Source organism: Nocardiopsis sp. RV163 (assembly GCF_001029525.1).
In the GTDB taxonomy this organism is placed as follows: Bacteria; Actinomycetota; Actinomycetes; order Streptosporangiales; family Streptosporangiaceae; genus Nocardiopsis; species Nocardiopsis dassonvillei.
The window spans coordinates 1-6748 of record NZ_LEKI01000226.1 but is presented as its reverse complement, the minus strand read 5'-3'; the positions used below and the strand labels follow the sequence as shown (position 1 = coordinate 6748).

The 6748-nt window shown below is 71.9% G+C and carries 3 protein-coding genes and 1 pseudogene; all 4 read right to left on the bottom strand.

What is annotated here, in order from left to right:
- A partial coding sequence (locus tag ABD54_RS24615; RefSeq protein ID WP_047871926.1) for a ribonucleoside-diphosphate reductase subunit alpha occupies positions 1-2416 on the bottom strand: 2416 nt, incomplete at its 3' end.
- Positions 2417-3185: 769 nt separating this feature from the next.
- Positions 3186-3758, bottom strand: coding sequence for a hypothetical protein (locus tag ABD54_RS24610; RefSeq protein ID WP_047871925.1), 573 nt, complete (start codon positions 3756-3758; stop codon positions 3186-3188).
- Positions 3759-3787: 29 nt separating this feature from the next.
- Positions 3788-5488 carry an NYN domain-containing protein gene (locus ABD54_RS24605; RefSeq protein WP_047871924.1) on the bottom strand — a complete coding sequence of 567 codons (1701 nt, stop codon included), beginning with the start codon at positions 5486-5488 and terminating at the stop codon, positions 3788-3790.
- Positions 5489-5684: 196 nt separating this feature from the next.
- Positions 5685-6748, bottom strand: a pseudogene (locus ABD54_RS24600) (RNA polymerase subunit sigma-24); the annotation flags it as partial.

Sequence of the window (6748 nt, the reverse complement as noted above, 5' to 3'; positions counted from 1 at the left end):
GCGCGGGCGAGGCGGCCGGGGCGGCGGGGGTGGCGGCGACCGCGTTCAGGCGGCCGTCGGTGCCCTTGAGCGTGCTCTTCTCCACGTGGGTGGCGCTCTGCGAACGCAGGTAGTAGGTGGTCTTGAGGCCGGAGCGCCACGCGCGGCGGTACAGCGAGTCCAGCTTCCTGCCGCTGGGGGCCGCCATGTACAGGTTCAGCGACTGGGCCTGGTCGATCCACTTCTGGCGGCGCGAACCGGCGTCCACCAGCCACTCGGGGTCCACCTCGAACGCGGTGGCGTAGAGGGCCTTGAGGTCGGCCGGGACGCGGTCGACGGCGCCCAGGCTGCCGTCGTGCATCTTCAGCGCGGAGACCATGTCGTCGTCCCACAGGCCGCGGGCCTTGAGGTCGCGCACCAGGTAGGGGTTGACCACGGTGAAGTCGCCGGACATGTTCGACTTGACGTACAGGTTGCGGTACACCGGCTCGATCGACTGGCTCACACCGGTGATGTTGGCGATGGTCGCGGTCGGGGCGATGGCCATGACGTTGGAGTTGCGCATGCCCGTGGCCTTGACGCGCTCGCGCAGCGAGTCCCAGTCCAGGGTCTCTCCCCGGTCCATGTCCAGGTCGCCGTCGCGCGACTCGGCCAGCAGGCGCAGCGAGTCGATCGGCAGCACGCCCCGGCTCCACAGGGAGCCCTCGAAGCTCTCGTAGGAGCCGCGCTCGGCGGCCAGCTCCATGGAGGCCTCGATGGCGTAGTAGCTGATCAGCTCCATGCTCTCGTCGGCGAAGGAGACCGCGCCGTCGGAGGCGAACGGGGTGCGCAGCTTGAACAGCGCGTCCTGGAAGCCCATGAGGCCCAGGCCCACGGGGCGGTGGCGCATGTTCGCGCGGCGCGCCTCGGGGATCGTGTAGAAGTTCACGTCGATGACGTTGTCGAGCATGCGCACGGCGGTGCGGACGGTGCGGCGCAGGCGCTCGGCGTCCAGGCCGTCCGGGCCCGTGTGCTGGGCCAGGTTGACCGAGCCCAGGTTGCAGACCGCGACCTCGTCGGCGCTGGTGTTCAGCGTGATCTCGGTGCACAGGTTGGAGGAGTGCACCACGCCGACGTGCTGCTGCGGCGAGCGCAGGTTGGACGGGTCCTTGAAGGTGATCCACGGGTGCCCGGTCTCGAACAGCATGGTCAGCATGCGCCGCCACAGGTCGACGGCCGGGATGGTCTTGGAGACCTTGATCCGGCCCGCGGCGGCCTCGGCCTCGTAGTGGGCGTAGGCCTCGGCGAACTCGGCGCCGTACTTGTCGTGCAGGTCGGGGACCTCGTCCGGCGAGAACAGGGTCCAGTCGCCGCCCTGCTCCACGCGCTGCATGAACAGGTCCGGAACCCAGTTCGCGGTGTTCATGTCGTGGGTGCGGCGGCGCTCGTCACCGGTGTTCTTGCGGAGGTCGAGGAACTCCTCGATGTCGATGTGCCAGGTCTCCAGGTAGGCGCACACCGCGCCCTTGCGCTTGCCGCCCTGGTTGACCGCGACGGCGGTGTCGTTGGCGATCTTCAGGAACGGCACGACGCCCTGGCTCTTGCCGTTGGTGCCGCGGATGTGCGAGCCCAGGCCCCGCACCGGGGTCCAGTCGTTGCCGAGGCCGCCGGAGTACTTGGACAGCATCGCGTTGTTGCTGATGCCGTGGAAGATCGCCTGGAGGTCGTCGCCCACGGTGGTGAGGAAGCAGGAGGACAGCTGCGCCCGCATGGTGCCCGAGTTGAACAGGGTGGGCGTGGAGGCCATGAAGTCGAACGAGGACAGCAGTTCGTAGAACTCGATGGCGCGGGCCTCGCGGTCGTCCTCGTTGAGGGCCAGGCCCATGGCCACCCTCATGAAGAACGCCTGCGGCAGCTCGTAGCGCACCTCGTCGCTGTGCAGGAAGTAGCGGTCGTAGAGGGTCTGGATGCCCAGGAAGGTGAACTGCTCGTCGCGCTCGGGGCGCAGCGCGGCCCCCAGGCGGGCCAGGTCGAACTTGGCCAGGGCCGGGTCGAGCTGGCCGAGGTCGATGCCGCGGCCGACGTAGGCGGCGAGGTAGGCGGCGTAGCGCTCGCCCATCTCGGACTGCCCGGCTGCGTCGGGGGCGCCGCTGATGAAGGTGAGGGCCTCGCGGCGCAGCTTGTCCAGCAGCAGGCGGGCGGCCACGTAGGAGTAGTCCGGGTCGACCTCCACGAAGCTGCGGGCCGCCATGACCAGGGCGAGTTCCACCTCGGCGTCGGAGATGCCGGGGTAGAAGCCGCGACGGGCCTCGGTGAGGACCTTGTCCGCCGAAACACCGGTGAGCCGCGCACAGGCCTCGGCTACGACGTGCTCGATCCGGTCGACGGCGGCGGCGGGGGGGTTGCCGTCCCTGCTGGACCGAACGGATGCGGGCACGGCCTCGACGTCAAGGGTCATACAGCGGCTCCAACCTCGATAGAAGAGTCCCGGCGGGGAGGGGACGAGAAGCGAGGTTCGCGCGGCGCTCCCGGCGGACCGGCGCACTGGGTGCGCTCGGTCGTCCGGCCGGCGGGCCGCGGCGGCTCGTTCTCGAAGCCCCGTCGTCGGCACACACTCAGGTGTGCGTCACCGGTGGCGGGTGCGCGGGGACCACGGCACCGGGGGTTCCGCGGGGGTTCCCGGTACCTGTGACGGCCTCTTCGTCCACTCACCGCTGCGGGGACGGCCCGGCTGGCACCGGGTCCCCTCTGCCTCACCCCGAAGGGTGAACCACCAGCGGGAGAGATACTACATCTAGGGGATGGTGCGTTGGAACACCGCAAGATGATGGCGTGTCATCGATTTCTCAGGTTCTTCGACGATTGTCGAACACACCCTGGAGGCGTGGTATGAGCGGCTCTGGGAGGCCCGTCGGCGCGGGGGCGGAGCACCCCGCCGGGGCGGCCCTGAGGCGGCCCGACACAGCCTAGGTCGTCGCCGGGGCCGCCCGCACCCGGCCCCGCCCGCGCCGCCGCCCCAGTCGGCCCGCAACGCCCGCGCACGGGGGCCGTGCGGCTTCGCGGAACCTGGCGTACCCGGTCGTGCGGCCGCGGCATCGGGGCGGCGCGGAAAAGGGCTCCGGGCGGGGTCGTCCCGGGCGTGTCGCGGCCCCGGGAGGGGAAACGTCGGAAACCTCACTCGCAGCGGCCGGAGTCGGCCGCGGGGGCGGACGAACGCGGAGCGGCCCTCACCCGGCGTCGAGCCGCCGGTCCAGGTCGTCCTCGTCCAGGTCCAGGTCGACGCGGACGCGGAACCGGATCCGCAGGAGCTCCAGCAGCAGGTCGTGGACGTAGGGCGAGGAGTCCAGCCCGAGGAAGCGGTGCGCGCCGACCGTGGCCCAGCGCTCAGCGCCCTCCAGGTCGTCGTGCGCGTACAGCGCCTCGGCGACGTGGATGTAGGTCTGGAGCCCCGAGGGCTCCTCGTTCTCCAGGCGTTCGAGGTGGGCGTAGGCCGACCCGACCTCGTTCAGCTGCAGCAGCGCACCGGCGCTGAGGGCCCGCGCGTCTATCACCGTGGGGCCGCCGTCGTCGATCGCCCTCTGGTAGGCCGAGCAGGCGCGCTCGAACTCCTGGGCGATCTCCCACTGCTCCCCCGCGCGCACGAACAGCTCCGCGCGGGAGATCTCGCTTCCGGCGTCGACCCGGTTGGCCAGGTCCATGAGCTGGGCGGCGACGCGTCCGTGCTCACCGGACCGGACGGCGTGGAATTCCAAACGGTCGAGTTCTGCCGTCGTCACGTGGGTCAACCGCATCGCCCCCATCACCTACTCGCACTCCCCGCGCAAGGATCTCAGGGCCTGGCACGCTCCAGTGCCTGCCAGAACCCCTGGCGCAGTCCGTCCCGGACCTCGTCACGCAACAGGTGGTCGATCGGCAGCGAGGAACCCTGGAGCAGACGCGCCTCCAGGTCGGAGGGCATCCGGGGCCTGCGGGCGAGGACGGCCTCGACCCACAGGGCGGGCGCCTCGCGGGCGATCGACTCCGCGAAGTCGTTCCCTTCTTTGTGCGCAACATGCACCGCTTCGTCAACGGTATGCGTGGCGGGACGCGTCTGCTGGGGATATCCAGGACTGGGACGCGGTTCCCCGTGGTCGCCGGTGGAGAACCGGCTGTCGTGTTCGGGACCAGTAGGCTGCGGTCCCCCGTAGGAGGGGGCCGCCCCACCGCGTTGGGCGGTGTCAGTTTCCGTACTGGTCCCATAGGTAGGGTTTGCGTCGTTCGCACCCCCGAAGCCGGGGTTGTCCCCCGGACCGAACCTGGGGTCCTGGGGCGGCGCGCTCCTCTGCGGTGGCGCGTGCCCCGGTCGGCCGTGTCCCGGCTGCCCGTGCTGGCCCGGTTGCGGGGGCTGCCCCTCCTGCGGGAACGAGCGCTGCGGCCCGGTCCCGCTGGCGAAGGACTGCTGCGGCCCGGTTCCGCCGGTGAAGGACTGCTGCGGCCCCGTCATGTGCTGCTGGGGTGGCGGCGCCTGTCTCCCCGGCAGCCCGTAGCCCCCCTGGTCGGCCCCGCGCAGCGACTGGTGCCCCCCGGTGACGGGGTAGCCCCCCTGGCCGCCCGGCGCCGGGTGCCCCCCGGTCATGGAGGCGCCCGGATAGGCGCCGTTGCCGCCCACGTTCGGCGGGACCTGGCCGCCGGAGGGGAAGCCGTTGGCGTCGATCGGGCCGGACTGCTGGTTGTCCGTGTTCGGCCCGGCCAGGTGGTCGCCGCCGCGCTGCTGGGCGAGGGACCTGCGCATGGCGCGCAACTGGTCCATGGCGCTGCCCTGGGGGACGGGCTGGCCGCCGGTTCCGGCGAACATCGCGTCCAGGCCGACGGCCGACGAGGAGGCCGACTCCACCCGGTTGCCGCCGGGCTGCGCCGCCGCGACGGGCTGCCTCGGGGTCTCGGGCGCCGAGCGGGCGCGGCCGTTGGAGAACGGCGTGGTGGTCTTGGCCGCGGTCTCCTGGGTGGAGCCCCCGCTGGAGAGCAGGTTGACGTGCGGGCGCAGGTGGCCCGCGCCGATCTCGATGAGGTCGTCGCACTCGCGGCGCAGGGCCCGGGAGATGGTCCAGTTGCCCTCGACGGAGACGTGCACGACGGTGACGCGCACGCCCATGTCCTGTACGTCGGCGACGACCGGCGCCATGTCCTCGTCCCCGCTGACCAGGACGGCGTCGCACAGGACTCCGGTACGGGCCAGCGTGGTGAGGTCGCGCTGGACGTAGCTCTCGACGCCCTCGCGGCGGCCGGGCCTTATCCGCGCGCCGCGGAACTTGATACCGGGGATGTCGGCGATGCCGTCCTGCTCCTGGGTCCGCCGGTCGTCGGCGACCGCCTCGTACCAGTAGCAGCGCAGGAGCGGCAGGCCGGTGCGGTCCCGCGCGACCTCGTTGAGGAACTGGACGAGACCGGTGTAGTCCCAGGAGACGGAGTCCCGGTTGCGGGTTCCGTGCACTGCCATCGCGCCGTCCGCGAGGAGGTACCCCGCGTCAACGAACAACGCGCAGCGGTCCACTGGCACCGACCCCCTTCCCTGTTGTCTCTGGGCCATGTCCATGGCCGGGCCACAGCCTAGCCAAGTCTGTCTGGTTTTGCGTGCCCCTTATGGGTACACAGAGTTATCGGACTGCTACGCACAGGCGGTTTTCCGGAGGGGTCCGGGGCTTCGCAGCGGCCGGACAGGCCCGGACGGGTGGGTGGAACACCGTGCCTCAACTACGCATGGGGGCCGTCAGGACCACCGCCCCCACCATCACGGCGTCCTGTTCCGTCAGGATTCGGATGTCCGTTTCTCGGCCAAGTACTGAGTCGAATCGGACCACGTCGGTGCCGAACGCGAGCGGGTCTCCCACCGCGCCGCGGGCGGATCCGGTGAACGCGTTGTCCGCCCGACCGTGGCCGCCGACCGGCGCCGCCGCCGTACCGTCCACGGTCACCCGGTCCCCGCCCAGGTCGGGGTCGCCCTCCCAGGCCACCACGTCGATCCGGGCGGGTACGGCGGCGGGCAGCAGGCCCGACACCGCGAAGGGGCCGCCTCCGTCGCCGTGGAAGGAGACCCGGGTGTCGTCGAGGACCATCACCTGGTTTCGGGTGCCCACCCCGGGGTCCTCCAGCACGACCACGAGGCTCCAGCCCGCGTAGTGGCCGCGCCCCTCCCGCACGGGGGCGTCGCCGACCCACCACTGGCCGCCGCCCTGGGCCCGCACCAGATCCGTGACCTCGGCGAACGCCTGGTAGGCGGGGTAGCCGGGCAGCTCGGCCACACGGTCGCCCGTGGCCTCGACGGTGCGGTAGTCCGCCATGCCCGGGCCCTTGATCCGCACGGAGGGGGCGTCGGGCGTCCCGGTCCCGGAGAAGTAGAGCCCCGCCCAGCGCACCCCGCCTCCCTCGGGGAGTTCCCAGGTCGCGGAACTGGAGGAGGTGGTGGAGGGGTCGTCGTCGGCGTCCAGCGGGACCATCGTCCAGTGGTCGTTGTCCAGGTACGGGCCCTGGCGCAGCCTGGCGCGGGCGCAGGGGCCGTCCTGCGCCTCCGGAGCGCCGTGGAACCCGGTGGCGCCGTGGGCCACCGTCGCCGGGCCGCGGACACCGTGGCCCGCCGCGCCTGCGGAGAACGGGTCGCGCACCGTTTCCGCGGGCACACCGTTGTCCGGCGCACCCGCTGTCCCGTCAGGAGCCCCTTCGCCCCCGTACTGACCGGGGACCACACCCTCCTCCGTGGTCGCCTCGGCCTCCGGCGGCTCCGGGCTCGGGGAGGCGGGGGCGTCCGGAACGGGGG

Excerpts from the sequence above, each read along its gene's own strand:
- ABD54_RS24610 (WP_047871925.1), bottom strand. The coding sequence starts at position 3,758 with ATGGGGGCGATGCGGTTGACCCACGTGACGACGGCAGAACTCGACCGT.